Annotated in this window: 26 protein-coding genes; 6 read left to right on the top strand and 20 right to left on the bottom strand. The window is 64.0% G+C overall.

Annotation, left to right across the window (positions count from 1 at the left end; all coding sequences use genetic code 11):
• The 6 genes from RX333_RS09320 to RX333_RS09295 all read left to right on the top strand — a co-directional run bounded on the left by RX333_RS09320 (window position 1) and on the right by RX333_RS09295 (window position 7,605).
• Complete coding sequence (locus RX333_RS09320) at window positions 1-843, top strand: MaoC family dehydratase N-terminal domain-containing protein (RefSeq protein WP_316014663.1); 843 nt, start codon at window positions 1-3, stop codon at window positions 841-843.
• Window positions 837-1,625 (top strand): CoA ester lyase, encoded by a 789-nt coding sequence (locus RX333_RS09315; RefSeq protein ID WP_316014662.1) that lies wholly within the window; start codon window positions 837-839, stop codon window positions 1,623-1,625. Before RX333_RS09320 ends, RX333_RS09315 begins: the two co-directional genes overlap by 7 nt.
• A gap of 5 nt (window positions 1,626-1,630) precedes the next feature.
• Window positions 1,631-2,335, top strand: a complete 705-nt coding sequence (locus RX333_RS09310; protein ID WP_316014661.1) for an alpha/beta fold hydrolase — start codon at window positions 1,631-1,633, stop codon at window positions 2,333-2,335.
• A gap of 33 nt (window positions 2,336-2,368) precedes the next feature.
• Window positions 2,369-3,127, top strand: coding sequence for an electron transfer flavoprotein subunit beta/FixA family protein (locus tag RX333_RS09305; RefSeq protein WP_316014660.1), 759 nt, complete (start codon window positions 2,369-2,371; stop codon window positions 3,125-3,127).
• A complete protein-coding gene (locus RX333_RS09300; RefSeq protein WP_316014659.1) occupies window positions 3,127-4,062 on the top strand; it encodes an electron transfer flavoprotein subunit alpha/FixB family protein in 936 nt (311 codons plus the stop codon). Before RX333_RS09305 ends, RX333_RS09300 begins: the two co-directional genes overlap by 1 nt.
• Before the next feature lie 105 nt (window positions 4,063-4,167).
• Window positions 4,168-7,605 (top strand): pyruvate carboxylase, encoded by a 3,438-nt coding sequence (locus RX333_RS09295; RefSeq protein ID WP_316014658.1) that lies wholly within the window; start codon window positions 4,168-4,170, stop codon window positions 7,603-7,605.
• Window positions 7,606-7,641: 36 nt separating this feature from the next.
• On the opposite strand, the gene RX333_RS09290 is transcribed toward RX333_RS09295, so the two are convergent.
• From RX333_RS09290 to RX333_RS09195, 20 genes are read right to left on the bottom strand one after another with little or no spacing between them, the layout of a single operon-like run.
• Complete coding sequence (locus tag RX333_RS09290) at window positions 7,642-10,185, bottom strand: CARDB domain-containing protein (RefSeq protein ID WP_316014657.1); 2,544 nt, start codon at window positions 10,183-10,185, stop codon at window positions 7,642-7,644.
• 34 nt (window positions 10,186-10,219) lie between these two features.
• Complete coding sequence (locus tag RX333_RS09285; protein WP_316014656.1) at window positions 10,220-10,600, bottom strand: hypothetical protein; 381 nt, start codon at window positions 10,598-10,600, stop codon at window positions 10,220-10,222.
• A complete protein-coding gene (locus RX333_RS09280; protein ID WP_316014655.1) occupies window positions 10,597-11,679 on the bottom strand; it encodes a hypothetical protein in 1,083 nt (360 codons plus the stop codon). The genes RX333_RS09285 and RX333_RS09280 overlap by 4 nt, the downstream gene beginning before the upstream one ends.
• A gap of 4 nt (window positions 11,680-11,683) precedes the next feature.
• Window positions 11,684-12,397, bottom strand: coding sequence for a hypothetical protein (locus RX333_RS09275; protein ID WP_316014654.1), 714 nt, complete (start codon window positions 12,395-12,397; stop codon window positions 11,684-11,686).
• 59 nt (window positions 12,398-12,456) lie between these two features.
• The gene (locus tag RX333_RS09270; protein WP_316014653.1) at window positions 12,457-13,788 is read right to left on the bottom strand and encodes a hypothetical protein; all 1,332 of its coding nucleotides are present in this window, start codon (window positions 13,786-13,788) and stop codon (window positions 12,457-12,459) included.
• Window positions 13,773-14,831 (bottom strand): TrbI/VirB10 family protein, encoded by a 1,059-nt coding sequence (locus tag RX333_RS09265; RefSeq protein ID WP_316014652.1) that lies wholly within the window; start codon window positions 14,829-14,831, stop codon window positions 13,773-13,775. The genes RX333_RS09270 and RX333_RS09265 overlap by 16 nt, the downstream gene beginning before the upstream one ends.
• Window positions 14,831-15,496 (bottom strand): VirB8/TrbF family protein, encoded by a 666-nt coding sequence (locus RX333_RS09260; protein WP_316014651.1) that lies wholly within the window; start codon window positions 15,494-15,496, stop codon window positions 14,831-14,833. The genes RX333_RS09265 and RX333_RS09260 overlap by 1 nt, the downstream gene beginning before the upstream one ends.
• Window positions 15,493-16,605, bottom strand: a complete 1,113-nt coding sequence (locus RX333_RS09255) for a type IV secretion system protein (RefSeq protein ID WP_316014650.1) — start codon at window positions 16,603-16,605, stop codon at window positions 15,493-15,495. Before RX333_RS09255 ends, RX333_RS09260 begins: the two co-directional genes overlap by 4 nt.
• Window positions 16,602-17,417, bottom strand: coding sequence for a hypothetical protein (locus tag RX333_RS09250; RefSeq protein ID WP_316014649.1), 816 nt, complete (start codon window positions 17,415-17,417; stop codon window positions 16,602-16,604). The genes RX333_RS09255 and RX333_RS09250 overlap by 4 nt, the downstream gene beginning before the upstream one ends.
• Window positions 17,401-19,755, bottom strand: coding sequence for a hypothetical protein (locus RX333_RS09245; protein ID WP_316014648.1), 2,355 nt, complete (start codon window positions 19,753-19,755; stop codon window positions 17,401-17,403). Before RX333_RS09245 ends, RX333_RS09250 begins: the two co-directional genes overlap by 17 nt.
• Window positions 19,752-20,063 (bottom strand): VirB3 family type IV secretion system protein, encoded by a 312-nt coding sequence (locus RX333_RS09240; RefSeq protein ID WP_316014647.1) that lies wholly within the window; start codon window positions 20,061-20,063, stop codon window positions 19,752-19,754. The genes RX333_RS09245 and RX333_RS09240 overlap by 4 nt, the downstream gene beginning before the upstream one ends.
• The gene (locus RX333_RS09235) at window positions 20,063-20,515 is read right to left on the bottom strand and encodes a hypothetical protein (protein WP_316014646.1); all 453 of its coding nucleotides are present in this window, start codon (window positions 20,513-20,515) and stop codon (window positions 20,063-20,065) included. The genes RX333_RS09240 and RX333_RS09235 overlap by 1 nt, the downstream gene beginning before the upstream one ends.
• Before the next feature lie 6 nt (window positions 20,516-20,521).
• Window positions 20,522-21,394, bottom strand: a complete 873-nt coding sequence (locus tag RX333_RS09230) for a TrbG/VirB9 family P-type conjugative transfer protein (RefSeq protein WP_316014645.1) — start codon at window positions 21,392-21,394, stop codon at window positions 20,522-20,524.
• Complete coding sequence (locus RX333_RS09225; RefSeq protein WP_316014644.1) at window positions 21,369-21,701, bottom strand: TrbC/VirB2 family protein; 333 nt, start codon at window positions 21,699-21,701, stop codon at window positions 21,369-21,371. Before RX333_RS09225 ends, RX333_RS09230 begins: the two co-directional genes overlap by 26 nt.
• On the bottom strand, window positions 21,698-22,588 hold the full coding sequence (locus RX333_RS09220; protein WP_316014643.1) for an ATPase, T2SS/T4P/T4SS family: 891 nt from the start codon (window positions 22,586-22,588) through the stop codon (window positions 21,698-21,700). Before RX333_RS09220 ends, RX333_RS09225 begins: the two co-directional genes overlap by 4 nt.
• A complete protein-coding gene (locus RX333_RS09215; protein WP_316014642.1) occupies window positions 22,588-23,028 on the bottom strand; it encodes a prepilin peptidase in 441 nt (146 codons plus the stop codon). Before RX333_RS09215 ends, RX333_RS09220 begins: the two co-directional genes overlap by 1 nt.
• A complete protein-coding gene (locus RX333_RS09210) occupies window positions 23,028-23,333 on the bottom strand; it encodes a hypothetical protein (RefSeq protein ID WP_316014641.1) in 306 nt (101 codons plus the stop codon). Before RX333_RS09210 ends, RX333_RS09215 begins: the two co-directional genes overlap by 1 nt.
• A complete protein-coding gene (locus RX333_RS09205) occupies window positions 23,327-24,448 on the bottom strand; it encodes a hypothetical protein (protein WP_316014640.1) in 1,122 nt (373 codons plus the stop codon). Before RX333_RS09205 ends, RX333_RS09210 begins: the two co-directional genes overlap by 7 nt.
• Window positions 24,433-25,644 (bottom strand): hypothetical protein, encoded by a 1,212-nt coding sequence (locus RX333_RS09200; RefSeq protein WP_316014639.1) that lies wholly within the window; start codon window positions 25,642-25,644, stop codon window positions 24,433-24,435. Before RX333_RS09200 ends, RX333_RS09205 begins: the two co-directional genes overlap by 16 nt.
• 23 nt (window positions 25,645-25,667) lie before the next feature.
• The gene (locus RX333_RS09195; protein ID WP_316014638.1) at window positions 25,668-26,243 is read right to left on the bottom strand and encodes a type 4 pilus major pilin; all 576 of its coding nucleotides are present in this window, start codon (window positions 26,241-26,243) and stop codon (window positions 25,668-25,670) included.
• Window positions 26,244-26,254: the final 11 nt, after the last annotated feature.

Here is a 26,254-nt window from a genome sequence, read left to right as displayed (position 1 = left end):
ATGCAAATCGAGATCGCCAAACTGAAAGGCTGGATCGGGCGCGAGCAGAAAGACAGCGAAGTTCTCTCGAGCATGCTGGTGCGCCAGTTTAACGCCACCTTTGACCGGACCTCCGAAACCGAACAGGGGGACGAGGCGCCACTCTTGATCCACCTGTGTCTTGCCCAGCCGACGGCGCCCATGTCTGAACTCGGCCGCGACGGTCACCCCGCGCTTGGCGGCTTTTTGCCGCCGGTGCCTCTGCCGCGACGGATGTGGGCCGGTGGCGCCTTTACATTTCACAGCGGGATACGCATCGGCGAAGAGGTTACGCGTCATTCGACGATCACCGATGTCCAGCTGAAAGAAGGCCGCTCGGGCGCATTGTGCTTTGTCACAGTCCAGCACGAGGTCTCCGCCAATGGCCGCGCCGTGCTGAGTGAACGTCAGGACATCGTGTATCGCGACATCCCCGCCGGTTCGCAAGGCAAACCCAAGGCCGAGCCCACGCCTGCGGCGGTCGGAGCGCATTCACGGGTCGTGGAACCACACCCGACGCTGCTTTTCCGCTACTCCGCATTGACCTTTAACGGCCACCGCATCCATTACGACAAGCCGTTCTGCATCGATGTCGAAGGGTATCCCGGTCTCGTGGTGCACGGCCCGATGCAGGCCACCATGCTGTGTCAGTACGCAGCCGACCTGCGTGGGCATGCACCGAAGACCTTTGCGTTCCGTTCGCTCTCGCCGATCTATGACAACGCCGATTTCACGGTGAACGCGGCGGAGGAGGGCGATGCGCTCAAACTCTGGACAGCCCGCACCGGCGGCCCCGTTGCAATGGAGGCGACGGCACAATGGTAAGCTCTATCGTAACGCCGCTTTTCGTGCCCGCTTCCAAGCCCGAGCGGTTCGTCAAGGCCGCAGCTTGCGGCGCGGATGCGGTGATCCTCGATCTCGAAGATGCCGTCGCCGCCGCAGACAAGGATACGGCCCGCGCTGCGCTTGATGCGGCGTTCACCGATTTGCCGGTGATCGTGCGCATTAATGCTATCGGCACTCCGTGGCACGCGGCAGACCTTGCCGCAGTCTCTGGCAAGGGATTTGCCGCTGTCATCCTGCCGAAATCCGAGACCGCCGAAGCGGTGGCGCAGGTTGTGGCCACCCTGCCGGGGCTACCGGTCATCGCGCTGATCGAGAGCGCGCTCGGCCTTGCCAATGCGCGCGCGATCGCGGCGGTTGACGGGGTTGCGCGTCTGGCGTTCGGCTCGGTCGATTTCTGCGCCGATCTAGGATGTGCGCATCTGCGCGACATCATGTTGCCGGCACGCAGCGAACTGGTGCTCGCTTCCCGCCTGGGCGGTATCGCCGCTCCGATCGACGGGGTCACGGTCCAGCTCGACGATCCAGCGGTCACCCGTGACGACGCGGGCCATGCCCGTGATCTCGGTATGACCGGAAAGCTCTGCATCCATCCCAAACAGATCACCGAGCTCAAACGCGCTTTCGCCCCGTCCGAAGACGAGATTTCCTGGGCCAAACGCGTCCTTGCTTCAGGGGACGGTGCGGTCTCTGTGGACGGTGCCATGGTCGACGAGCCTGTGCGCATCCGTGCGCGCGCGATCCTCGCCGCCGTACCGGAGTAGGGGTCGTGACGCTTCCGCAGCTCATACTCATTCCGGGTCTTTTGAACGACGCAGACCTCTGGCGCGATCAGGTGGCCGATCTCGGTGACGTGGCTCGGCCCGAAGCGGCCGACATTACACAAGGTACGACACTTGAGGCTCTGTCCGAAGATGTCCTCGCCCGCGCCGAGGACCGATTTGCGCTTGCGGGCTTTTCATTAGGCGGGATCGTCGCGCTCGAGATCATGCGTCGTGCGCCCGAACGGGTGAGCCACCTCGCACTGCTCGATACGACGATGCTGCCGGACGACCCCGACCGTGCCGCCGAGCGCGACAGGCTGGTCGAAACCGCAAGGTCCGACGGCAAGTTCCACGGGTTCGGCGAAAGACTGCTGCGCAGCTATCTCGCGCCGGAAAATCTGAAGAACGCTGCGATGGCGGATCGCGTGCGCGCCATGACGGAGCGCCTCGGCCCCGATGTGTTCGTCCGCCAGAGCCTGATCGCACGTCCCGACAGCCGCGCTTCGCTCGGCGACATCACTTGCCCGACCTTGGTCCTGTGCGGTGAGCATGACGCTTGGACGCCGCCGACCATCCACCGTGACATGGCCATCGCCATTCCAAGCTCGCAGCTCGTCATCGTCACAGGCAGCGGTCACCTGACCCCGATCGAACAGCCCAATGCCGTATCGCGAGCGCTGCGTACGCTACTTGCGCGCAAGAGCGACTGAAAGCTCTAATCCCAAATTCGAAAAGGACTACAGATGAAGATATTAGTGCCTGTGAAGCGGGTGATCGATTACAACGTCAAGGTTCGTGTTAAGGCGGACGGGACGGGTGTCGATCTTGCCAACGTTAAGATGTCGATGAACCCGTTTGACGAGATTGCGGTCGAAGAGGCCATTCGTCTGAAAGAAGCCGGTGTCGCCAGCGAAATTGTCGTCGTGTCGATCGGCGTCAAGCAGGCGCAGGAAACGCTGCGCACGGCGCTGGCGATGGGTGCGGACCGCGCGATCCTTGTGACCGCTGCCGACGATGTCCACGCCGATATCGAACCGCTGGCCGTCGCCAAAATCCTGAAGGCTGTCGTCGATGAGGAACAGCCCCAGATCGTTCTGGCCGGCAAACAGGCCATCGACAACGACATGAACGCCACCGGCCAGATGCTGTCGGCGCTGCTGGGCTGGTCCCAGGCGACCTTTGCCTCCGAGCTCAAGGTCGAGGGCGACGCCGCCGTCGTGACCCGTGAGGTCGATGGCGGTCTGCAGACAATCAGGGTCAAGCTGCCCGCCATCGTCACCGCCGACCTGCGCCTGAACGAGCCGCGCTATGCGTCGCTTCCCAACATCATGAAGGCCAAGAAAAAGCCTTTGGATGAAAAGACGCCCGCCGATTACGGCGTTGACGTCACGCCGCGCCTGACCGTCGTGAAAATGTCGGAACCGGCCGTGCGCGAAGCCGGTGAAATCGTCGGTTCGGTCGACGAGCTGGTTGCGAAACTCAAAGAAGCGGGGGCCGTGTAATGTCTGTACTTCTTCTTGCCGAAGTAACCAATGGCGAACTGGCGCTGGACGCCACCGCCAAAGCCGTAACTGCCGCCAAAGCGATCGGCGATGTGACCGTTCTGTGCGCGGGGGCTTCGGCCGCTGCGGCGGGCGACGCTGCTGCCAAGATCGACGGCGTGGCCAAGGTTCTGGTCGCCGAGGACGCCTCGCTCGGCCATCGTCTAGCCGAGCCGACCGCGGCATTGATCGTGTCGCTGGCCGGCGGGTACACCCACATCGTGGCACCCGCGACGACCGACGCGAAAAACATCCTGCCCCGCGTTGCGGCATTGCTGGATGTGATGATCCTGTCCGACGTAACCGGTGTTGTTGACGCCGACACGTTTGAACGTCCGATCTATGCCGGTAACGCCATCCAGACCGTGAAATCGGGCGATGCGACCAAGGTCATCACTTTCCGGACCTCGACGTTTGACGCCGCTGGTGAGGGTGGGTCGGCCGCTGTGGAAACCGTTTCGGCCGCTGATGCGCCGGGCGTGTCCGAGTGGGTCGAAGACAAGGTCGCCGAGAGCAATCGCCCCGAACTGACCTCGGCCGGTGTGGTCGTGTCGGGTGGTCGTGGCGTCGGCTCGGAAGAGGACTTTGCCCTGATCGAAAAGCTGGCCGACAAACTGGGCGCAGCGGTCGGTGCCTCGCGCGCAGCGGTCGACAGCGGCTATGCCCCGAACGACTGGCAGGTCGGTCAGACCGGCAAGGTCGTCGCTCCCGAACTTTATGTCGCCGTCGGCATCTCGGGCGCGATCCAGCACCTTGCAGGCATGAAAGACAGCAAGATCATCGTCGCCATCAACAAAGACGAAGAGGCCCCCATCTTCCAAGTTGCAGACTACGGCCTCGTCGCAGACCTCTTCGACGCAGTCCCGGAGCTAATCGAAAAGATTCGGACCCCCTAACAACCGTGCTGCATCATGGCAGAACGGCTGTGGGAAGCATTATTCTCCCCTGCTTCCCGCGTCCGGGCAACAATGCCCGGACGCCTTTACCAAAGGATAACACTCTTGTTCGACAAAATTCTAGTTGCCAACCGTGGTGAGATTGCCATTCGCGTGATGCGGGCTGCCAATGAGATGGGGAAACGTACAGTCGCGATTTATGCAGAGGAAGACAAACTCTCGCTGCACCGCTTCAAGTCCGATGAGGCTTATAAGGTCGGCGAAGGTCTGAGCCCCGTTGCCGCCTATCTGTCGATTCCCGAGATTATTCGCGTCGCCAAGGAATGCGGTGCCGATGCGATCCATCCTGGATATGGGCTTTTGTCGGAAAACCCCGATTTTGTAGATGCCTGCGCCGCCAATGGCATCACCTTTATCGGTCCCAAAGCCGAAACCATGCGCGCGCTTGGCGATATAGCCTCGGCCCGCCGTGTGGCGATTGCGGCGGGGGTGCCGGTAATCCCCGCCACCGAAGTTCTGGGCGATGATTTCGACGCCATCACCAAGGAAGCCGCCGAAATCGGCTATCCCCTGATGCTGAAAGCCAGCTGGGGCGGCGGCGGTCGCGGGATGCGCCCGATCAACGGCCCGGAAGAGTTAAAGGAAAAGGTTCTGGAAGGTCGCCGTGAGGCCGAAGCCGCCTTTGGCAACGGCGAAGGTTATCTGGAAAAGATGATCACCCGCGCCCGCCACGTCGAGGTTCAGATCATTGGCGACAGCCACGGCCAGATCTATCACCTGTTCGAGCGTGACTGCTCGGTCCAGCGCCGCAACCAGAAGGTCGTCGAACGCGCCCCCGCGCCGTACCTGTCCGAAGAACAGCGCACCGAGATTTGCGAGCTTGGCAAAAAGATCTGTCAGCACGTGAACTATGAGTGCGCCGGTACTGTCGAGTTCCTGATGGATATGGAAACCGGCAAGTTCTATTTCATCGAGGTGAACCCCCGCGTTCAGGTGGAACACACCGTGACCGAGGAAGTCACCGGCATCGACATCGTTCAGGCCCAGATCCTGATCGCCGAGGGCAAACCGCTGGCCGAAGCCACCGGCGCCCCCAGCCAGGCCGACATCACGCTGCACGGCCACGCCCTGCAAACCCGCGTGACGACCGAAGACCCGACCAACAACTTCATCCCCGACTATGGCCGCATCACCGCCTATCGCTCGGCCACCGGTATGGGCATCCGTCTGGACGGCGGCACGGCCTATGCGGGCGGGGTGATCACCCGCTATTATGACAGCTTGCTGACCAAAGTGACCGCGTGGGCGCCTACGCCCGAGGCGGCCATCGCCCGCATGGACCGCGCCCTGCGCGAGTTCCGTATTCGCGGCGTTTCCACGAACATCGACTTCGTGATCAACCTGCTCAAGCACCCGACCTTCCTGTCGAACGAATACACCACCAAGTTCATCGACACGACGCCGGACCTGTTCAACTTCAAGGCCCGCCGCGACCGCGCGACGAAAATCCTGACCTATATCGCGGACATCACCGTGAACGGGCATCCGGAAACCGCTGGCCGCCCGAAACCCTCGGCCGAGGCGCGCCAGCCCCGCGTACCTGATCTGCGCGTCGACACCCCCGCCGCAGGCACCCGTCAGTTGCTGGACGAAAAAGGCCCGCAGGCCGTGGCCGATTGGCTGTCCGCCCAGACCGAACTGAAGCTGACCGACACCACCATGCGTGACGGCCACCAGTCGCTGCTGGCCACGCGGATGCGCTCGATCGATATGATCAAGGTGGCCCCCGCCTATGCCGCCAACCTGCCGCAGCTGTTCTCGGTCGAATGCTGGGGCGGCGCGACCTTTGACGTGGCCTATCGCTTCTTGCAGGAATGTCCGTGGCAGCGCCTGCGCGACATCCGCGAGAAGATGCCGAACCTGATGACGCAGATGCTGCTGCGCGCCTCGAACGGGGTTGGCTATACCAACTATCCCGACAACGTGGTGCAGGCCTTTGTCAAACAGGCCGCCACCAGCGGCGTCGATGTCTTCCGCGTGTTCGACAGCCTGAACTGGGTCGAAAACATGCGCGTTGCGATGGATGCTGTGATCGACGCGAACAAAGTCTGCGAAGGCACGATCTGCTACACCGGCGATCTGTTCGACCCCGAACGGTCCAAGTACGACCTGAAATACTATGTCGCCATGGGCAAAGAGCTGCGCGAAGCTGGTGCGCATATCCTTGGCCTGAAAGACATGGCGGGCCTTCTGAAACCCGCGCAGGCGCGCGTGCTGATCAAGGCCCTGAAAGAAGAGGTCGGCCTGCCGATCCACTTCCACACCCACGACACCAGCGGCGTGTCGGCGGCCACCGTTCTGGCGGCAGCGGACGCAGGCGTTGACGTGGTCGACGCGGCGATGGACGCCTTCTCGGGCGGCACCTCGCAGCCCTGCCTTGGCTCGATCGTCGAGGCGACCCGCCACACCGACCGTGACACCGGCATCGACGTGGGCGCGGTGCGCGAAATCTCGAACTACTGGGAGGCCGTGCGCCACCAGTACACCGCCTTCGAGGCCGGTCTGGAAGCCCCCGCTTCCGAGGTTTACCTGCACGAGATGCCCGGCGGCCAGTTCACCAACCTCAAGGCACAGGCGCGTAGCATGGGTCTGGAGGAACGCTGGCACGAGGTCGCACAGGCCTATGCCGACGTGAACATGATGTTTGGTGACATCGTCAAAGTGACCCCCTCGTCCAAGGTTGTTGGCGATATGGCCCTGATGATGGTCAGCCAGAACCTGACCCGGTCCGAGGTCGAAGACCCGCAGCGCGACGTGTCCTTCCCGGACTCGGTCATCGACATGATGAAGGGCAATCTGGGCCAGCCTCCGGGCGGGTTCCCCGACAACATCGTCGCTAAGGTGCTGAAGGGCGGAAAGCCTGACGCCACCCGCCCCGGCGCGCATCTTGCCCCCGTCGATCTGGAAGCCACCCGCGCTGAACTGTCGGCGAAACTGGACGGTCTGGATGTCGACGATGAGGATCTGAACGGCTATCTGATGTATCCCAAGGTTTTCCTTGATTACATGGACCGACACCGCGACTACGGCCCCGTCCGCACCCTGCCGACGCCGGTCTTCTTCTATGGGATGGAACCGGGAGACGAGATCAGCGCCGAGATCGACCCCGGTAAAAAGCTGGAGATCCGCCTGCAAGCTGTGGGTGAGACCGACGAGGCTGGCGATGTGAAGGTGTTCTTTGAACTGAACGGCCAGCCGCGCACCGTGCGCGTGCCGAACCGCATGGTCAAATCCGCCACCGCCGCCCGCCCCAAAGCGCAGGCTGGAAACGCCGACCACATCGGCGCACCGATGCCCGGCGTGGTGGCCTCGGTCGCGGTGCAAGTCGGCCAGAAGATACACAAAGGCGATCTATTGCTGACCATCGAAGCGATGAAGATGGAAACCGGCCTGTCGGCTGACCGCAACGCAACCGTCAAAGCCATCCACGTCACCCCTGGCGCACAGATCGACGCCAAGGACCTGTTGATTGAATTGGAGTGACCTCGAATACCTAGTTTAACATAATGATTATTACAGCTAGAAATCAAATCCATCGTCATTCATGAGTGCCGCAACGATATCTCGATATTCAGAGGTCTCTTCTTCAATCCAGCCCGGCTCGGACTGATCGGTCGAAATTCGTGGTGCAGGAGGATCGAGCATAACCGGGACATGGGGAGTCGCGGCCTCAGCAAATACGAAACTGTCCTCAATCACATGGATATGCAGCATACTCGTGACGTTGTTACCCTCATTAGCTTCTCGAATCTGATTATAGGGATCGAGTTCGATATAAATCCAATAATTCCCGGCATCTAGGATCGGAATATCGATGTCATTTAAGTATATAGCTCGCAGTTTTCCTGGAGACGCTGCATGTACCTCTCGGATTTCGAGGATCTGATCTCCATCATCGGCAATGGGGTCATCTGATAACCTCAGTGCTACAAATGTCTCACTATCAGGTGCAGAAGTTCCCAAGTTTCTGAAATCGGTATAGACGCTAAATGATTCTTCTGACCTAAACTGATTTGAGTTTGTATTGTTGAACCAAAGTTTGTCCGCAGCGTATTCAACAGTGCCACTGTTGTCATCATAAAATGTAATTGTACCTAGCGATACTATATTGTTGGCGTTGTTTTGGTCCGAGTAGTCTTCCGATCCGATGGTCGCCAGTACGTAGTATTCTCCGCCCAGCTCATATCCGGGCAGTCCAACATACTCACTTGCTTTGTTGACCACACCCGGATTGCGATTTGATAGCTCATTTCCATCGTAAATATCATCTGACGAAAGAACGTCGTCACGAGAAAGGTAGATGTGACTGGTGGTATTCACGCCTACTGTGCCGAAATTTCCGACATACCATTCTACAGGCACATTGCGACCGTCGCGCGTATTTCGATCAACAAATATATCAAAGCTATCGGGCTGAATTACGCCAAGATCAGCACCCTCCTGAAGTGGCTCATTGATCAAGTAGAAAGAGTTCCAATGGACTTCGTCTTTTGCATCAAACCCGTCATTTCCAATTTCTGAGAATCCTACGTATAACTCTCCTGTTCCGTGCTGGGCGAGATAATCGCTTATTACAAAGCTATATTTACGATCGAATTGGTCGGGATCTATCTCATCCAAATTCTTTTCAAAGATAATTTCGTCAGCGGAAAACTGATCGTCTTCGCTTAGGAAAACTGCGCCTCGTAAATCCTGAACGCCTTTACCGGATGGATCTGCGGCACGAATGTCTAGATAAACATGATTGTTTGGAAAAGCGACGTTCTCATTGACCTGACTTCCGTACCATTCAACTTGTGTGCGATCAGTTGGGCCGTCGCCTGGATCGCTTGGACCATCGTCTGACCCACCTTCAGTCCCATCCCCGTCAGAGCCGCTGTCTTCGCTACTGTCCTCTAGCCACAGCTCGACGATCGCGGCTTCCGCGATCGACAACTGCTCGGTCACGACCCTCACATCCCGCTCGGTAGCATCGTTGATTGTAGCGTAAGTCAACAGCGTCTCGGCTGTATAAAAATTATCGCCGAACTGGAATGTCTCAAAACCAGCAGCAAGATAGGCAGTTTCGGACGACCTTGAGACGATGACGAATGTTTGATGGTCGTGGTCTGCATAAACGCGGTAGGCACTCACAGTGTGCTGAAAACTGATGAGATCGTTGCCCCGTCCAGCCCACGCCACGCCTGATGACGGCCCCATATGGAAGGTGTCATTGCCATCACCAGTGTAGGCGCCTTCGACGTTCTTCAGAAGTTCCGTGCCCCACGATCCGGCCGTGGCAGTAGCCTGAGGTGTCGCTCCCCGAAAGTCGATGGTCCAGGTCACATTGGATTGATGTGACGCGAAATCGACGATGTCGAAGCCACCTTTGCCGTCAAACTCGTTCCAGCCTGAGCGCCCGAGCATAAGGTTGTCCGCGTCGTTTCCTTCTACCGCACTGGGCTGCGGGGCTTTCGCTTCTGCAATTCGCGGCGTTTCGATGATCGGATCAGATGGCGGCTCGTTATCCGGATCGATCAATAGTTGCAGCTCTGGCTTCTCCTCCAGCCACAGCTTGACGTTTTCATCATATGTATCAGCAGCAAACTGGCGCGCGCGCTCCTCCAAAGTGAATGAGTAAGCAATACCGCCAGCTATACGCCCAGCAGCTATACCAAGCGCGGCCCCTATAGGTCCTCCTAATGCCCATCCAACGCTGGTCAGGCTAAAAGTAGTTAACGTTACAAAAAGAAGCTCAAATGTTAACGAAACGGCCTCAATATAACCCTGCCTGACAACTGCATTAGGTCCATTTTCTTCCTGCTCTATTATTCTACTTCTAGCGCTAAGGACATCTACACCAGTCAAGATCTTCCCGGCCCAGTCATACGAAAATTTCGAAGGCAATACGCCTCTGATATCTCCGTCAATGTACTCACCAAGATTTTTGTAAACCCTATCCGTTAGCGGCTCGGGTCCGTCATAAAACACGATGTCTTTGATGATAAGATCGAAAGTGGTTGTCTTGTAATCGGAAATCCACCCCAAGACGTCCAGGAATCTATCTCTGTCTTCTTCGCTCATGTGCGGACGCCTGTGCCAACTGGAATCTTGGTATTTACCAAGGATACAGAAAAGTCTTAATCACAATCAACGGTCTATAGAAACCGACAATATGGGCGTGAGCGACTGGCCCCAGCACCGATGAGTCCAGTGGGTATTCCCCCTGCCCGACCAGCACGTATCCCTCGCCTACTCTGCGCTCAATCTGCTTGATAACGGGCCGCCCATCGGGGTTGCCGGGCTGGCATAGATGCGCGGGCGCGCGGATGCCGGGGGGCAGCTCGGGCAGACAGAAGGTCACATAGGTCGCGCCCGACTCCGAGCTGCGGATATAGAGGCCGACCGGCACGCTCGGCGTTCGGACCAGCAGCAGATGCGGCGAGGCTGCCGCGATCACGCCCAGGACCCCCCCGACTGTCAGCAGCACCCACTTCATCGGCTCGCCTCCGTCCCGAACAGCAGCGCCTCGTCGAGATGCGTCGTGTAGAGCACCGGCCGGTCGATGAGGCGCGACCAGCTCCGGCCGACCTTCTCGCGCAGCACGTCGATCGGCGTCGGCTTCAGCCAGGTATCGTTCGAGGCGATCACCACCGGCCCCGGTTGGTCCGACCGCAGGAGGCCCAGCCAGCGCAGCGGCACGAACGCCTCGAAGCAGATCATCCAGTCGATGTCCCGCATCGAGCCCGGATCGGGTTCGGTTTGCTCATCACCGAACCCCCAGCCGGACGTGACCATCGGAATGCCGATCACACGGTCATAGACCTGCCGCGCCCGGCAGGCCCCGTCCTCGTCTCCGAAGCGCCAGATCTGCGATGCGCCGTCCCGGCGCAGAACGCCGCTATAGAGTTCGACATCATGCTCTTCAGCGAGGCGGCACCATTGCGCGGCCCAGGCGCTGCGCGATCGCGCGTCGATCAGGTTCTCGCCGAAGACGAGGGTTTCGCCTGGGGCTGCGGCGGAGACGGCGATCTCGACCGCCATGTCCACGCTGAAGGCCGGGATCTTGCGCAACTCCATCACCACCACCGGTCGATCGGGCGGTGCGGGCACATCCGCGATCGAGACGAAGACGGGCAGGATCGCGGCCGTGCCGACCGCGATCCGCCGCATCCAGATCCTCGGAGCATGGGCCGCGGCCACGAGCAGGAGTACGAATGCCCACAGAGCGCCGAAGCCCGGTGCGAAGAGAGCGATCTGGGCCGGGTGCCACGGCACCACTGCAATCACCAGCACGGCCAGCGGGATGCTGCGCCAGGCGATGAGGGCCGAGACCGCGACCAAGAAGGCGGCGTAGCCGATCCCGGCGAGGATCGACCCGGTGATCGAGATCAGGCCCCAGCCCGAGGTGACGAAGACGAGCGCATGAAAGATCGCGACATGGGCCAGGCGCCAGCGGAACCGCGGCTCCAGGCAGGCAATAAAGACGGGCAGCACCGCCCAGCCGAGCGGCGCTCCCATCACGTAGAAACCGAGCCACCCTGCCCCGGCCGAGATCGCAAGACACCCCCAGCGCATCGCTCTACTGCATCGCGTATGGATCGCGGTCGAAGACGATGCGCACGGAGGACCCGAGGCTGTTGTTCTCGCTCATGCTGCGGATGATGCCGTTCATTTGCGCCAGCTCGCGCAGCTGCGACTCGTAGACGGAGACGTTGAGCGGAGCGGCCGTCAGGCCGGCGCTCGCGATCGCGGTGCTGGCGGTGCCGACAGGTTCGTCGCGCAAGGCCGCGAGGAAGGCGGTCTCGCTCATCAGCGCCCGGTTGCCCGCGATGCCGGCATAACGGGACTGGCCCCGGTCGGGACCGCTCAATGCCGGGAGAGCTGCCCAGATGCCCGCGAGACAGGTGCCCCATTCCCGAAGCCGCGCCTCGGACGGGCGCGGCCCGCAATCGGCGATCAGCTTGCGGGCAAGATCGTCCTGGATCACCGGGGAGAACACCGTCTCGCGGGGTATGCCGTACCGATCCACGAGGTCGCGCAGCGTGGTGTAGATAATCTGATACCGACCGGCGGCGGTCGAGCGGGTCCGGTGCCGGATCGAGAGCTGCCAGTCCAGCACCTCGCCGATGGTCATCGAGGTCAGGTTGGCCGGCTTGTCCGGAGCGCCGCCATAGACCTGCCCGTAGCCCAGCGGGGCCTCATGCTCGCCGATAAAGTCCAACAGCCGGTCCGCCCGCGCCGTCGCGGGGCACAGCAAGGCGATAGCGAGCACGAGGCCCAGGATCCGTCCCATTCGTCTCTCCTTCCAGTGCGGCCGGGGGTGGTGCTCCCGGCCGCATGTTTGCGTTCACGTCATGCAGCGAGTTTCCGGGCGGCCTGCGGCACGGCGAAGACCAGCGTGAGGGCCAGCACTTCGATCATCAGCCCGAGGATCGCGAGGGTCAGGCCGACCGCTTCCTGCCGCGCGGTGCGCAGCATCTCCACGGTGATGAGGATCGTGAGCATCGCGGTCCCGAGCAGGAGCGCGCTGCCGAGGAATGCCTTGAGGAAGCGCAGCGCGATCGTGCGGGTGTTCTCGAAGCCGCCGAAGCCCAGCCCGAACAGCGCCACGGTCATGATGACGAAGCTCTGGGCGTAGTAGTAGGCGATGAGCGCGAGCTGGAGCCCGCCGAGCAGGACCATGAGAATGGCCGCGACGACCACCCCGACGAAGACGCCCAGGGCCTCGCGCCGCGACTGTTCGATCATGGCGATGGTGGCGGACATCTTCTCGCGGCCGAGCGCGCCGAAGCTGAAGGTGAAGCCGTCCCGGCCGAGATCCGCGATCGCCTGCGCACTTGCGCTCACGAGGTCGACCAGCTGCGGCCCCTTCGCGAGCAGGAAGACGAAGAAGCCGACGATGATGAGCTTGGTGAACTTCATGCTCACGATCGTCCCCAGATCGTCGCCGTTGATGGCGGCGCGGGCAAAGGCCAGCGAGAAGTCGATGATGGCAAGTGCCGCGATCAGGGCGAGAGCCGCGCGCGCGAGCGGGATCTGCAATTCGGCCGCGACCTCCGAGATCTGTTCGAGGAACCGATCGACATTGATGAGCTGGAGCGTCACCGTCCGGATGCCTTCGGAGACCCGGATCGCGTCTTCGAGCGCGATCTCGCAGCTGATGAGACCGAGATAGACATCGGGGCTCGTCAGCGCGCGGTTGCCCGCGATGCCTTCATAGGCCGATTGCCCGCGCCCTGCCCCGCTCACCTTCGGGAGCGCGGCCCAGACGCCGGCGACGCGGTTGGCCTGTTCCACGGCCGAGAGCCCCGGCCGTCCCCAGCCCGCCTCGCGCAGGAGGTGTTCGCCGAGGCGGTCCTGCGTGCGTTCGTCGAACCGATCGCTGCGCGAGACGACGCCTTGATCGACCAGACCTTGCAGGGTCGGCCGGATGATCTGGTATCGGCCGGAGGCGGTGGAGACGGAGGTGCGCGCCGCTTCCGCCTGCCATTCCAGCACCTCGCCGACGCTCATCGACGTGACGGGGCGCGGCGGCATGTGGGTGATGCCGGTATAGATCGTGTCGTAGCCTCGGGGCGCTTCCAGCGTCCCGATGAACTCCAGCATGTCATCCGCACTGCACCCGAGGGCCGGGACGGCCCCCAGGCACAGCCAGAGGATGAGGGCGATCAGCCGCGACGCCATGGCGGGAGCCAAAGATCGCGGGCCAGCTCGACACTGACACGTTCGCCCGCGCGGACCTCGAAGACGGCGGCGGCATCGACCGCGCGGCGCAGATAGGTGTCGGCCACGCTGGCGGAGGTGCTTTGCGAGGCTTCGCGGATCGCGTCGGCGATCTCGCTGTCGCCATCGCCGAAGAGCCCGCGCAGGCCGGGTCCGGTCGCGAGGTTGAGCGCGAAGGTGGTGCCGAGCGTGCTCCACAGACCACGGGCGCGGTCGCCCTCGATGCCCGCCTGCCCGGCGAGATCGGTGCCGGTCGAGGCGTCCAGTTCGGCGATCGAGCCGTCGGGAAGGCGCAGCTGGTTCCAGAGCACCAGCACGCGGTCCTGGTTCAGCGCGGCCCCATCGCCATAGGTGCCGATCAGCTCCGATCCGGCGGGCAGCAGAACGATGCCGCGCCCTGCGCTGTCGAGCACGTCGCGCCGGACCATGCCGTGAACCGTGCCGGAGAGCTCGGTATTGAAGGAGCGGGTGATGGTGATGGGCAGGACCGAGCCCTGTTCGAGCTGGAACAGCCCGCGCCGGTCGGGCGTGGGGTCGGAGACATCCGCGACGGCCGGCGCGACGGGGCGTTCCAGGTCGCCGAGCGGCCGGTCGCCGACCCGGCTTTCCTCGTAGCGGACCTGGACGCTGCCCCCGAGCGGCGCGCGCAGGGCTTCGAGCATCATCTGCCGCTCGAAATCCTCCTCGGTCCTGATCCGCTCCATCTCGCGCTCGATGGTCTCTTGCGTGATCGGCGAGACGGGCTGCTGGGCCGGTGTGTCCACGATCACGGGCTGCGGCTCGGCCTGGGCGACGACCGTGGCATTGTTGCGCGCCGAGGTGAGCAGGGTGGACGGCATGACCCGATCGACCTCGCGCGCCTCCGCCGACAGGTTGCTTTGCGCCGAGCTGCCCCCGCCCATGACCCCGAAGATCAGGAACATAGAGGTGGTGACACCGGCCATCGAGAGCAGGATGTTCTTGCGCAGCTGCGCGGCGGAGCCGCGTGTGTTCAGAAAGCCCATCAGCGCGTCTCCTCCTGGATGTCGATATGCTCGACGATGAGGCCGAGCGGGTTCTCGTTGAGCGAGCCGGGATCGGCGATGGCCCGGTCGCCCAGCACCACGACCGCGACCATGCGCGCTTCGCTCTGATGCTCACCGGTCATGCGGTTGCGGACGGTCTCGATCCACTCGATGCGCCAGCTTTGCCCGCCCGTGTAAGTGACGGAGGTGGCATCGACCTCGACGGTCTGGCGCTGGATGCGGGTATAGGGATTGGTGTCCTCGGCCTCGTAGAACCGGCGCAGGTAGGAATGGACCTGCGAGCCGTTGCGGACATAGGTGAAGAGCCGTTCGAGATCGCGGGTCAGCACTTCCTCGTCGGCCGGGATGGCGCGGGCGCGCTCGATGAAGGTGCGGATCTCGCGCTTGATGACCGGCTCGGGTATGTCTCCCTCGAAATTCGCCGAGGACAGCACTTCGGCTCGGCCGAGATCGTCGATGGCGACGAGATAGGGGATGTACTCGCTCTTCACGCCCGCCCAGACGCCGAAGCCGACGCCCACGGCGCCGACGGCGAGACCCATCATGGCGATGAGGCTGAGGAAGCGGGCCTGGCGCTTCCAGATGTCCATCTCGGAATCCCAGTTGCGCGCGGCGCGCGCGTAGGGGTCGGTTTCCATCGTCATTTCTTACGGTCTCCCAGGAACTGCGCGACATCCTGTTGCAGGCGCGTGGTGGCGCCTTCGCTCATTGCAAGACCACGGGCCGCTCCCACGGCGCCGCCCTTGGCCCCGCCAGCCAGTGCGGCACCTGCATATTGCGCGCCGCCCGACACGTCCGCGTTCGCGGCTGCCGCGCGCACGCTGCCGATCGCGCCGGAGGCCGCGCCATAGGCGGCACCGGAGCCGGTTCGCGTCGCGACCTTCCCGGCCTTGAACGCGATCATCCCGGCACCCCCGCCCAAGAGCGCGGCGGCCGAGGTCCCCCCTGCCGAGCCGGTGATCGACTCGGCGGCCGAGGGCAGCTGGATCATCAGGAACACGCCGATGATCTGGATCATGAGGATCTGGAGAAGCGCGATGAGATCGCCGCTCGTGTCGAGCGCGGAGTTCACCACGCCGAAGATGATCCCGAAGACGATCTGCACGGTCATCAGTTTGAAGCACTTGCCGAGGATCATCTTGAGATAGCCGATGGCAATATCGCGGCTGGCTTCGAGTGCCCCGAAGCCGAGCGCGATCATGGTCGCCACGGCCATGAGATACAGCTCTGCATAGGCGACGATGAGGAAAGCGACGCCGACGGCAGCCGCGATCGCCACGCCGATGCAGACCATGATGATGCCGAAGGCGCGACCCGGCTCGAAGAAGCTCATATCGTCGAGAAGTTCACCGATCAGTGTCAGCACGTCTGCCAGCATCCCGTCGGGGCTGGGGTCCACCGCCTCGGGCGACATGGATGCGATCACGCTCGCCGTCTCGATCGCGAGAGCCACGAGATCGTCACCCATGCGGATCACGAAGATGAAGAAGCCGATGACGATCAACCGGGTGAAGAGCTTGACGAGAATCTGGTTGAGACCGCCGCCCTGAATACTCTCCTTGGCGAAGGTCCAGGCAAACTCGATCGCGGCGAGAGCCAGGAGCAGCGAGGTCGCGGCCATCGCAATCCGGCCCGACATCTGCGAGGAGACATCGCGCATATTGATGATGACGCCTTCGAGGTTGCCGCTCTCCTGGGCGAACCCGACGGAGGGCAGAAGGATCAGCCAGAGTGCAAGGCGCGCAGTGTTCATCGGCCGATCCCCAGAATCTCGTTGATGGTCCGGCGGCCGCCATGCACGTCCTCGACCGTATCCATGTCGCGGCGAACCTGCTGTCGGAAGTTCTCTTCGGCGGCGGCAGTCGCGTCCATCTCCGCGATCATGCGCCCCCAGCCGATCGAGGTCTGTTCCGCTTGTGCTGCGGAGATCGAGCGCAGGTCGAGCATCTGGCGGCTCAGCGAAGACGACAGCTCGGCCGAGACCTGCAACAGCTCGTTGCGCCCCTCCGCCGAGCGCATCCGGTCCTGTATCGTGTCGAGCAGATCGGCCTCGGTCGCGACATCCTCGCGCGTGAGCGCCGCGGTGCTCAGCGCCACGTCCATCGCGCCCGACCAGGCATTCTGCCATTCGCCGAGCCGCGCCCCGTATTCCTCGGGCGTGTAGAGCTCGGCCTGGAAGCCCATGTCGCGCACCGCATCGCTCGACAGGAAGCTGTCGAGGGAGGAGAGGTCGAAACTCACGCTTTCGGCCCGCGCGTAAAGCTCGCCCAGCTCGCCGATCCGGTCCGCGACCATGTTGATCGTCATGTCGGGCAGGATCTCGGTATTGGCGATGAGGTTGCGATAGGCTTTGAGCGCCGTGTCGAGTTCGCGGATCTGCGTCATCAGGATCTCGGCCTGTGTCGCCAGCTCCTCGGCATTTATGCCGGTCAGCGCGACCAGCTCGGCATTGTTCATCAGCTGCGTCCACTCGGTCGCACCGCCGGTCAGACCGCCGCCGCCGGCGGCGGCCGGACCTGACAGGATGGCGAGGCAGAGCAGAAGGGCCCTAGATCGCGAGTACATTGCGCACGTCCTCCTCCCAGAAGTTCGGGTTGTCGCCATAGGCTTCGTCCGCGGCGCGGCTGTCCTCGGTCGAGGTCCGCCCGATCAGCGAGAGCGTCGCGCGCCCCAGCACTAGATCGACCACGCGGCTGCCTTCGGGCTTGGTGATGTAGTAATCGCGGTGGCGCTGCATCCCGGTGATGATGTCGATCTGCGCGTCCGTGAGCCCCAGCGCGAGATACTGCGCCGTCCCTTGCGGGGTCTTCGCCGCCGGGTTTGGCAGGAAGATCTTGGTGAAGCAGCTTTCCAGCAGCGCCGAGGTGATGCCGGTGTCGAGCGTGTCGGAGACGGCCTGCGTCGCCATGACCACGCTCGCATTGGCCTTCCGCAGTTCCTTCAGCCACATCTTGATGCGGTCGGCGAAGAGTGGATGCGAGATGAAGGCCCAGGCTTCGTCGATGACGATGAGCGTGGGTTGCCCGTCGAGCTGCGCCTCGATCTTGCGGAACAGGTAGTCGATGACGAGGATCGCGGTGGTGCGGTCGAACTCGAAGAGGTCGTTCAGCTCGAACACCGTCCAGCGGCCGAGCGAATATTGATCGGTCGGGGAGGAGAAGATGTGCTTCTTCTCCGGCGTGAGATAGGCCGCGAAGGCCGCGCGTGCGGCGTCGTGCTGGATCAGGTTCGCGATCTCTTCGAGCGTGGTCTTCTCGTTGGCGAGGTTGAGGGCCTGACGGATCTCCTGCCGGATCGCGCGCCGGTCGGTGATCTCGGGATCGGTCAGCACGATCATCTGTTCGAGCCATTCGGCCGCGGCGTCCTTCGAGATCGCCATGAGACCGCCGACCGGGTTCAGCCCGCGCGCTTCCGCGCCGAGATCGACGAAGGTGCCATCGACCGCGCGGGTCAGTCGCATCATCGAGCGGCGCTTGTCGAAGACGATGACCCGCCCATTGGGGTAGCGCATCCAGTTGGCCGCGAGGAAGCCGAGCAGCACGGATTTACCGGCATCCGTCGGGCCGAAGATCAGGCTGTGGCCGACATTGCCGGAATGGAGGTTGAAGTAGTAGGGCTCGCCCGAGCGGGCGCGGGCGGTGAAGAGCGCCGAGGAGTTGGACGGGAAGAGCGAACAGGGGTTGGTCTCCTCGCCGCGCCAGGTCGTCGAGAGCGGTACCATGTCCCCGAAATTGGCCGTGGAGAGCATCGGGCGACGCAGGTTCTTGTGCGCGTGGCCGGGCAGCGAGCCGAGCCAGGCATCGAGCGCGTTGAAGGTCTCGATCCGCGCCTCGAACCCGCAGGAGAGCAGCGTCTCGCGGACCGTCTCGATGGCCTGGTTCAGCGTTTCGGCGTCATCGCTGTCCTGACGCGAGCCGAAAATGGTGAGGGTGCCCGAGTAGATACCGTATTGCAGATCGCCTTGCGCGATCGCGGCCAGCACCTCGTCGGTCTCGTCCTCCATGCGGATCGCGAAGCGATCAGCGTTGCTGTCCTGCGCGCCGGTCGCCTGAGAGGCGAGCGAAGTCTTCTCCTGCGCCCAGAAGCGGCGGCGTTTGGTGATCTCCTTGCGGCCCGCATTGGCCCCGAGGCAGATGAAGCGCGAGCACCACCGGTAGTCGAAGGGCAGATGCGCCAGCCGTTCCATCACGCCCGCGGAGGTGTAGGGCGGGTATCCGTCGATCGCGATGACGGCCATCGGCGCGCCATCAACATGGACGTGGGAGGAGAGATGTTCGCGGCGGACCTCGGGCGACATGAGAGCGTTGAGCTTGAAGGGCACGGTTCCGGGCGGCAGGCGCAGGCGGCGACGCTCGCCCTTGAGCGCGGTCCCGAGGCCCGAGATCAGCTCGTCCGTGCCGTACCCCTCCCCGGCCGTGTCGGTCAGCGTCTCCGCGCGCAGGCGCATCAAGCGGAACACGTTGGAGAAGCGGCTCTCGACCTGAAGGCAGAATTGCTCGAACTGCGCGATCCGCGCCTTCAGCTCCTTCGTCTCGTTGAAGGCGGAGAACTGGACGTAGAGGCGGGTCTCCACGGCGAAGAGATCGCCCCCGTCCTCGAACTGGACGCTGCGCTCCATCTGCATGAGCTTGAGCGCGGGCATGTCGAACTCTTCGGCGGAGCCGACATAGGTGCGCTCGCGGCGGCGGGTGAACTCGACCCAGAAGCTTGCGCCCTGCTTGAAGCCCGAGAGAGCGGCGGCCATGCGCCAGCTATTGTCGGCGCGGTCGTGGATCGAGGCGCTTTCATGATCGTAGCCTTGGATCGTCCAGCCCGCGACCATGCTGCCATCCTTGCACAGGACGACGCCCGGCGCGGGAGCGATGGACCAGGCAAGCTGATCGGAGAAATCCACCGTCTTCATCGCCGTTTCCCTTCGGAGATGTCGGGGTCGTAGGGCGCGAAGGCATCGGCCCCCTTCAGCCGCTCGACGAGGAGTTGGAAGAACATCGGATCGTGGTCGGCAAGGCGGCGCAGCGCGCCCATGCCGGTCACGAGCAGGGCGGCGAAGCCGAGGATCGGCAGGTAGCCGAACCAGGCCCGCACGAAGGTCAGGTAGATCCCGAGCCCGCAGACCATGAGCAGGATGATGAAGGGCAGCGGCTCCATGCCTTGCATGGTCCGCGCCTTGGTCAGCGAATGGGCGAGGTGGTTGCGGGGGATCTCTGCCATCAGTCGAACTGCCCCGGCAGGCTGCGCCAGACCGCCTCGTCGCCGAGATGGACGACGGTGATGGGCGAGAGGGCGACGACGCCCGGTCCCTGCGGCTGGTACATGCGCGCGATCTGGAGCGTGTCGCCGATCGTCGCCGTCGCCATGAACTGGAACTCCGCGATCCGGTCGAGGGTCACGGTGAAGGAGGGTGCGCGCCCGGTGCGATCGACGGCGAAGCCCGCGCGCTGGAGATAGGCGAGCGCGTATTCCTCGCAGCGATTGGGGCGGCCGGGGGCGACGAGCACGGTGCGGCGCAGCTCGACATTCTCGCCGACGGCGCGGCTCAGATCGTACCCGACCGCGCAATTCTGCGGGTCGGTCAGCGGCACGTCGGACGTGCCGCCCGACGTGATGTCGGCGCAGCCCGCGAGTGTGAGGGCCAGAGCGACGATGAGACAGCGGAGCATCATGACGGTTTACCTCCTGCGAATGCGGATCTGTTCGCGCCCGTTGACCAGCAGCCCTTGCTCGAAGATGCCCTCGATCACGAAGAGCGTGCCATCTATGCGGTAGTTCACGGCTTCGTCCGTTCCCTGCGAGGAGGCCATGAAGATCGGCATGTCGCGGCGGTAATTCTCGGGCAACTGAATGAAGGTCTGGACGCCGTTGTCGTAGATGCGCGTCGGGGTGAAGGGCGCGCGGCCTGCGATCTGGTAGTCGAAATTGAGCTGACCGGCGGGCACGATCGCGGCCCCGGCCTGGATGCCGGTGCTTTCGATCAGGGCGCGTTCGGCGGCTGCGGCCTCGGCCTGGCGCAGCTCCTCGGCGGCGCGCGCCTCGGCGATGCGGCGGTCGGTCTCCGCCCGCTCCTCGTCGGGATACCGGAACGCGAGACGCGGCGTGTAGCGCGTCGGGTCCGCCACCAGACGGATCGAGTAGGACCGCTTGTTGGTGAAGAGCGCGAGCACGGTGGTCTCGGCGAGATCGCTCGGCTTCACGATGATGATGTGCCGCTCGCGCCCGTTGAAGATCGCCTCGCGCAGCTCGATGTTCCAGCGTACCGGGTCGGCGATGGCGGGCGTGTCGTGGACCAGCTCGCCATCGCCGAGCTCGATCTGGCAGATGGCGTTCGGCGCGCAGATGAGCGAGGCCGGACCCGCGCCATAGGTCAGGATCACCCGACCGTCCTCGCCCAAAGGGGCGGGACCGGTCATGCTGTTCCACTGGTCGATCGCCTCGACCTGCTCGAAGGCGCTGGGGGGAAGCGGCGGGCCGTCGGCCATGGCTGCGGATGCACTCAGCATCGCGGCCACGACCCCGGCCTTACTCCACGGGAACGACGATCTCATAGGACGCTCCATCGGCACCGGGCAGCAGGATGTTGAGAAGTCCGACGCCGCCTCCCATGAGGCCCACGGCGATGACGACGTTGACGAAGAGACGGCCGGCCTGGCTGAACTGGTCGCCATAGAGGAGCTTGAAGCCGATCCCGAAGAGCCCGAGCACGCCCGCCGCGATCGCGACGGGACCGGTGAGGTTGCTGACAATGGCGTCGAGGCCGTCATCCCAGGGCATCGCCTGTCCGGAGGCTTGTGCCGCGGTGCCCGCGAGGAGCAAAAGCCCCGCAAGCCCGAGAGAAGATGAGAAGCGTGTCATATGCTGTCCCTTTCGAGTGGTGCGTGAAGTTCGACGATCGCCGGTGCCGAGCTGTGCCGCTCGATCTGGACGATGAGACCGACGGTCTGACGGATCATCGGTGTCTGATCCGTGAGCGAGACCTCCGAGCAGAGCGCGGCAAGGCGGGAGACGGCCTCGCGCGCGCTGTTGGCATGGACGGTCGTGATCCCGCCGGGATGCCCGGTGTTCCAGGTCTTGAGGAGCGTCAGGGCCGCGGCACCGTCCCGGCACTCGCCGAGCATGATGCGATCGGGCGCGAGGCGCAGGGTGGAGACGAGAAGGCGGCGCTGGTCCACCTGGTCGGAAGTCAGCAGCGCCGTCGTGTTCTCGTGCGGTGCCCGCAGCTCGGCCGTGTCCTCGATGAGGATGATGCGACTGTCGGGTTCGATCTCGCCCAACTCCTTGAGGAGCGCATTCGCGAAGCTGGTCTTGCCCGAGCCGGTGCCACCCGAGATCACGATGTTCTCCCGGTCGCGCAGGGCGGCGCGCAGCCGCGCGCGCTGGTCTTCGGTTCCGGTGAAGTCCTCGATCGACTTCACGCTTTCGGTCGCACGGCGGATCGACATCGAGGGGGCGGCGACGACCGGGCGCAGCAGACCCTCGATCCGGCAGCGGGTGCCGGGGATTGTGCCCGAGAAGATCGGGGAGCCTTGCGTGACGGTGGTGCCCGCGGCGGTTGCGCAGAACTGGATGATGGCCTGCACGACATTGCCCGCGAGCGCGAACTCGCGCGCCTTGCCCGAGCCGAACCGTTCCACGAAGCCCGCCCCGTCGGGATTGACCGAGATCTCGATCACATCCTTTTGCGACAGCAGCGGCAGGACCGGGCCGAGCAGTCCGTCGAGTTGCTGGAAGCCGGTGGACATCAGGCGACACCCCCGGAGACGAGCAGCGTCAGGGCCGCACCGGAGGCCGGGATCGCGGCAGGATAGGCCGAGCGCCACCAGCGGCGCTTGCCGCGCAGATAGCCATAGGCGAAGCCGGTCAGGACGCCGAAGAAGGTGAAGAGCAGCGCCGCCTCGAAGAGGTGGTAGCAGCCCGTCACCCAGCCCACGAGCGCGAAGAGGGTGACATCCCCCTGCCCCATATAGCGCCGCCAGTAGAAGATCCCGGCGACGACGAGGCCGACCAGTGCGCCGAGCGCGGCTTCGGTGACGGACCCGTCCGTCGCGAGCAGGGTCACGAGCCAGGTCAGCGCGATCGCGCCGGCGATCGCCGGTTCGATCTCGAAGCGCAGTGCGTCGCGGATCGCGAGCGCGATCCAGAGCTGCACGGTCAGGCCGACGAGGAAGAGGTCGAGACCCATCAGCGTTCGCTCCCCTGACCGAAGGTCCACGGGAAGAGCAGGCAGAGACGGCCATCGGGGCAGAGATCGGTGGGCGGCGCGCGGTCCTCGATGAAGCCCGGATCGGTCTCCAGCGTTTCCAGCAGCTCCTCCTGGTAGGCTATGACGGCCTCGATGCGGCGATTGCCTTCCTCGACGGCCTCAACGCCGCGCAGGAGCGCCTGCCGCCGTTCGTCATAGGCGGGGCGTTCGCCGAAGCCCTGGGCGACGGCCGGAGCCGCGACGTGGACCGCGAGGGAGGCGAGAAGGACGGTGCGCGTCAGCATCCGGTGCAGACCCCCGTGATGATGTTGCGGAATGTCCCGAAGGTGGAATAGAGGCTGTTCGTGAAGACGCCTTCATCGGCCGAAACCGACCGGAGAACCCCCCGACGGCTTTCGAGATCCTGCGCGACCACCGTATCCGCGATCACATCGTCGAATGTGCCGGTGCCGCCGGTCAGGGCGTCGGTGACATCGAGTGTGGTGGCCGTCACCTCCCCGGAGATCGTGGCCGAGCCTGCCTCGATCGCGCTCGCGACCATCTCGCCGTCGATGTCCAGCTCCTCGAAGGTGGCGCTGGTCGCGGTGATGTCTCCGCCCACGTCGAGATCGCCGGTGACGGCCATCAGGTCCGAGGTCAGCGTGCCTGCGACGCTCATCGAGTCGGCAAAGAGCGTGGTCACTTCCAGCCGGTCGGTGCGGAAGGTGGAGACACCGGTGATCTCGTAGCCGTTCATGTCGAGCGTCGTCTCCATCCGGTTCAGCTCCTCGAAGCCGGGACCGAGCGAGCGGCGGTAGACGTAAGGGCGCAGATCGGCGCGCAGGTTGAGATAGCGGATCGCGACGGTATCGCCGGCGACCGGCAGACCTTCGGCCCCTTGCAGATAGGCGATGTCCATCTCGACGCCGGGGCCGCTCAACGCGTCATCGTCGAGCGGGGAGACCCAGCCGATCGCGCCGAGCCCGTCCGCGCCCGCGGGGATGTTCTCGACATCGAGATTCCCGGTGGCGCGCGCGAGCAGGATCACCTCGTCGGCGCTCGGGGAATAGGCCCAGAGGTCGATGGGGCGGCCAGTCGGCGAGAACATGGTGACGCCGGGATCGAGGACCCCTGCCCCCTCCAGCTCGACTTCAGTGATCTGGCGCACCGAGGTCGCGGTGGCGCGGACCTCGGCGATGCGGTCCACGAGGTCCGCCTCGAAGTAGGATTGTGCCGCATCCGCGAGGCGCGAGAGCGTCCACAGCTCCGAGCGGTTCTGCTGGCGCGCGATCTCGGCCTGCCAGAGATTGATGCCCTGCTGCACGGCGAGCAGGATGATCCCCATGACGAGGGTGGCCTCGACCATCGAGAGACCCCGGCGCGCGCGGCGCGCGATCCGACCCTTCAGCATCCCTGGCATAGACCCGGTCCTACCTTCATGATTCCGTTGCTGTTGAACACGCCGTCCGAAAACAGCTGATCGGTGCTGAGCATCAGGGCCTCGACACTGACGAAAGAGCTTTCGGGGGCGATCGCCCAGGCGCTTTCGACGGTCGTGATGTCCGCGCGATCGCTCAGGAGGAGCGTCACGCTGTCGACGGCCCCCGAGATCGTCACGTCGCCTGCGCGCAGACCGCTCGCGAGCGGATTGACGGGGCTCGCCGGTCCGCCGCCCGCCGTCGTGACGCTGGCCCCGGTGACATCGAGACTGTCGGCGTTCAGCACCCCCGCCCCGAACCAGTCGAGGACCATCGGCCCGTCGAGGCGCGTGACCGATCCGGGCGCGGTCGCCTCGATGGTCTCGGCCGTCACGGCATTGGTGGTCGCGGTGCCCGCGACGGAGGTGAGCGTCAGCTCGGCCGTCTCGATGGCGGTGCCGCCCGATCCGGCCTGTTCGACCATGCTGGCCGAGAGACCGCCGACATCGGTGAGCACGTTGCCGTGGAGATCGAGATCGGCTTCCAGTCCGCGTTGCGGCACGCCGATCCAGGTGTCGCGCAGCACGAACTCCTCGCCGAGATCGAGATAGCGGAAGGCGTAGACCGCGATCTCGCGGTCTGTGAGCGTCCGGCCGAGCACCAGCTCGGCCACGGCTTCGGCAGGTTCGGTGATGCCGCTGCTGTCGGTGTCGCCGGTGGCGAGCCGTTCGGCCATACGGCGCAGGGTGACGGTCGGCATGTCGTCCGGTGCCCGGACGATCATGATGCCGGTGGCGCGCTCCCAGCCGGTCGCGCGGCCGATCAGGAACTCCAGCTCGACATCCTCGCCCAGATGGGCGGGGTTGCCGTCGAACCAGGCGGCGGGTTCGATGCCGCTCGCGAGCTCGATCGGCGGGCCGCCGAGGAGGATGCCGGTCTCGGGTGCGACCGCACTCCAGAGATCGGCGGGATTGTCGGCGCGGGCCGCGACGAGATATTCGAATTGGCGCCCGAGCCGCCCGATGGTCTCGACACGGGCATCGAGCCGCGCGCGGGCGTCGAGCTCGGCACGGTTTTGCAGGAAGGCGGCATAGGACAGGGCGACGAGGGCGGCTGCCAGCGTCGGCCAGATGAGAAGCGCGCCCCTGCGGGACCGGGCGGCGGGGATCCGCCGCCCGGAGAGCTTCGGCTGCCGCATGTGATATGTCGGCAGGATCCGCATCAGAAGGTGAACACCACGTCGTTCTGCGCCTGATCGCAGGCGCCGTTGATGTTCGCCACCGACAGAGCCGTCGCAGCCCCGTTGATGGTCACGGCGTCGGGCTCGCGCACGCCCTCGATGAAGGCACCCGCGACCGCCTGGCAGGCGCTCGGCTCGACATCGTTGACGGTGACGGTGAAGTCGCGGCCCCCGGCCCCGGCGACATCCATCTCGGTGTCCCAGCTGTTGACCATCACGGCGTCGCCGTTGTCGAGGAAGATCTCGCGCTCGGAGAACTGGCCGGTCGTCATCAGCACTGGCAGGAGGTCGCCATTGTCCACCGCGGCGGAGGAGGCGTAGAGCGTTTCCACCTGGTTGACGATGCGCATGACCTGCGAGGAGAGCGCCGCGTTGCGCTGGCTCTCGCGCAAGGCCTGATAGCCGAAGTAGAGCACGATCAGCAGGGCGAGCACGATGCCCATGACGAGGCTGGTCTCGACGACGGTGAGGCCGCGCCGCTTGCGCCGGCCCTTGAGCTTGAGCCCGCCGGTCATCGGCAGGGTGTACTTCATCAGGTCGGGGGTCGTATCGGTCATGTCTGTCTCCT

The organism is Roseobacter sp. HKCCA0434 (assembly GCF_032464675.1).
Lineage (GTDB): Bacteria > Pseudomonadota > Alphaproteobacteria > Rhodobacterales > Rhodobacteraceae > Pontivivens.
The sequence above is the reverse complement of the archived record's forward strand: the minus strand, read 5'-3'. Positions and strand labels throughout refer to the sequence as shown.